At 72.4% G+C, this 2,259-nt stretch carries 3 protein-coding genes; all 3 read left to right on the forward strand.

The features are described from left to right. Positions 1 to 313, forward strand: a 313-nt coding sequence (locus QAA18_RS00655) for a c-type cytochrome (protein ID WP_279410233.1), incomplete at its 5' end; no start/stop codon positions are given. 42 nt (positions 314 to 355) lie between these two features. Further along, positions 356 to 1,012 (forward strand): alpha/beta fold hydrolase, encoded by a 657-nt coding sequence (locus QAA18_RS00660; protein ID WP_279410234.1) that lies wholly within the window; start codon positions 356 to 358, stop codon positions 1,010 to 1,012. After that, positions 1,005 to 2,093 carry a cell division protein ZapE gene (gene zapE / locus QAA18_RS00665; RefSeq protein WP_279410236.1) on the forward strand — a complete coding sequence of 363 codons (1,089 nt, stop codon included), beginning with the start codon at positions 1,005 to 1,007 and terminating at the stop codon, positions 2,091 to 2,093. Before QAA18_RS00660 ends, zapE begins: the two co-directional genes overlap by 8 nt. The last annotated feature ends 166 nt before the right edge of the window (positions 2,094 to 2,259 follow it).

Below are 2,259 nucleotides of genomic sequence, written 5' to 3' on the forward strand. Positions count from 1 at the left end.
CCAGGCCGCCGCCGCTGCCGCCGCCCAGGCCGCCGCGGCCTCGCAGGTCGCCTACGGCGGCACGCTCGACGGCCAGGTCATCTACAACAACCTGTGCACCGGCTGCCACACCACCGGCGTGGCGAACGCGCCGACGCTGGACGCGGCCCACTGGACCGCCCGCATCGCCCAGGGCGTGGACGTGCTGCACCGCCACGCGATCGAGGGCTATACCGGCCCGGACGGCGGCGTAATGCCCCCGAAGGGCGGCAACCCGGCGCTCACCGACGAGCAGGTCATCGCCACCGTCGACTGGATGCTCAGCCAGATCTGACGATCACCCTGGCGTGGACGCCAGGGCCGGTATCATGGGCGGGTGACTTCCCCCGCCTTTCCCGTCGAATCCTCGACCCTGGCGCTCGCCGGCCCCGCCGGCGCGCTGGAGCTCGCGGTCGACCGTGCGGAAAAGCCGCGCCCGGTGGTGGCGGTGGTCTGCCATCCGCTGCCCACCGAAGGCGGCAGCATGCACAACAAGGTCGTGACCATGGCCGCCCGCGCCCTGCGCGAATGCGGCGTGGACACGGTCCGCTTCAACTTCCGCGGCGTCGGCGCCTCCGCCGGCAACTTCGATGACGGCGAAGGCGAGTGCGACGACCTGCGCGCGGTCGCCGCCTGGGTCCGTGCGAGCCGGCCCGACGCGGCGCTCTGGCTGGCGGGCTTCAGCTTCGGCGCCTATGTCTCGCTGCGCATGGCCGCCGAACTGCAGCCGTCGGCGCTACTCTCGATCGCGCCCCCGGTGGGCCGCAGCTGGGACTTCGACTCCATCGTCCCGCCGTCCTGTCCCTGGCTGGTCATCCAGGGCGAGGCCGACGAGATCGTGGATCCCGAAGCGGTCCGCGCCTGGGCCGAGTCGTTGCCGCAACCGCCGCAACTGCTGCGCATGCCCGACACCAGCCACTTCTTCCACCGCAAGCTGGTGGACCTGCGCGGCGCGATCCGCAACGGCATCAAGGACTGGCTGCCGAATGGCTGAAGCGCTGCCGTCGCAGCGCTATGCGCAAGGCGTGGCCCGGGGCGACTGGCTCGACGACCCGGCCCAGCACGCGGCGTTGCGCGAACTCGACCGCATCCATGCCGCGCTGGCCGAACCCGACGCGACCGGCCTGCTCGGCCGCCTGCTCGGCAAGCGTCCGCCCGCGCCGCGCGGTCTGTACCTGTGGGGCGGGGTCGGTCGCGGCAAGACTTTCCTCATCGACCTGTTCCACGAAGGCCTGCCGACGCCGCACAAGCGCCGCACCCACTTCCACCGCTTCATGCGCTCGGTGCACGAACAGCTGCGCGTGCACGCCGGCCAGCGCGACCCGATGGGCCTGGTCGCGCGCGACTGGGGCGCGAAGCTGCGGGTGCTGGTGCTCGACGAGTTCTTCGTCACCGACATCGGCGACGCGATGCTGCTGGCGCGGTTGCTGGAGCGGCTGTTCGCCGAGGGCGTGGTCCTGGTCACCAGCTCCAACATCGCGCCGTCGGGCCTGTACAAGGACGGCCTGCAGCGGGCGCGCTTCCTGCCGGCGATCGCGCTGATCGAACGCGAGTGCACGGTGCTGCACCTGGACAGCCCGCAGGACTACCGCCTGCGCGCGCTGACCCGTTCGCCGGTCTACCGGCAGCCGCTGGACGACCAGTCCGATGCCTGGCTGGAGCAGCGCTGGCACGAGCTGGGCGGCGACGACGTGCACCGCGACGCGGGCATCATCCTCGAGGGCCGGCGCATCCCGGGGCGCGCGCGCCCCGAGGGCCGGGCCGGGTTCGCCTACGCCGCCCGGTGCGCAGGTCCGCGCGCGGCCGCCGCCGACAGCGAGATCGCGCGCGAGGTCCACACCGTGCTGCTGGGCGGGATCCCGGTGATGGACGCACGCCGGGACGACGCCGCGCGCCGCTTCGTCACCCTGGTCGACGAACTCTACGACCGCAACGTCAACCTGGTGTGCAGCGCGGACGCGCCGCCCACCGGGCTGTACACCGGCGAACGCCTGGCCGGCGCCTTCGAGCGCACCGCCTCGCGCCTGATCGAGATGCGTTCGGCCGAGTACCTGGCGCAGGAACACCGCTGCTGATCGTCACCGCCGGTCGTCACGGTGCTGGTCATATAATCGCCACCCCTTCCCTCGCTTCGAGAGCGCCGCAATGAGAGCCGCCCGCCTGCCGTCCATGACCGCCATCGCCCTTGCCATGCTGCTTTCGGCCTGCGGTGAGCAGGCCGCGCCCGAACCCGCCGCGGAA

The organism is Luteimonas sp. 8-5, assembly GCF_029763755.1.
Classification (GTDB): domain Bacteria; phylum Pseudomonadota; class Gammaproteobacteria; order Xanthomonadales; family Xanthomonadaceae; genus Cognatiluteimonas.

Bases quoted from the DNA above. Each gene is read 5' to 3' on its own strand.
- zapE (WP_279410236.1), top strand. From the start codon at position 1,005: ATGGCTGAAGCGCTGCCGTCGCAGCGCTATGCGCAAGGCGTGGCCCGG.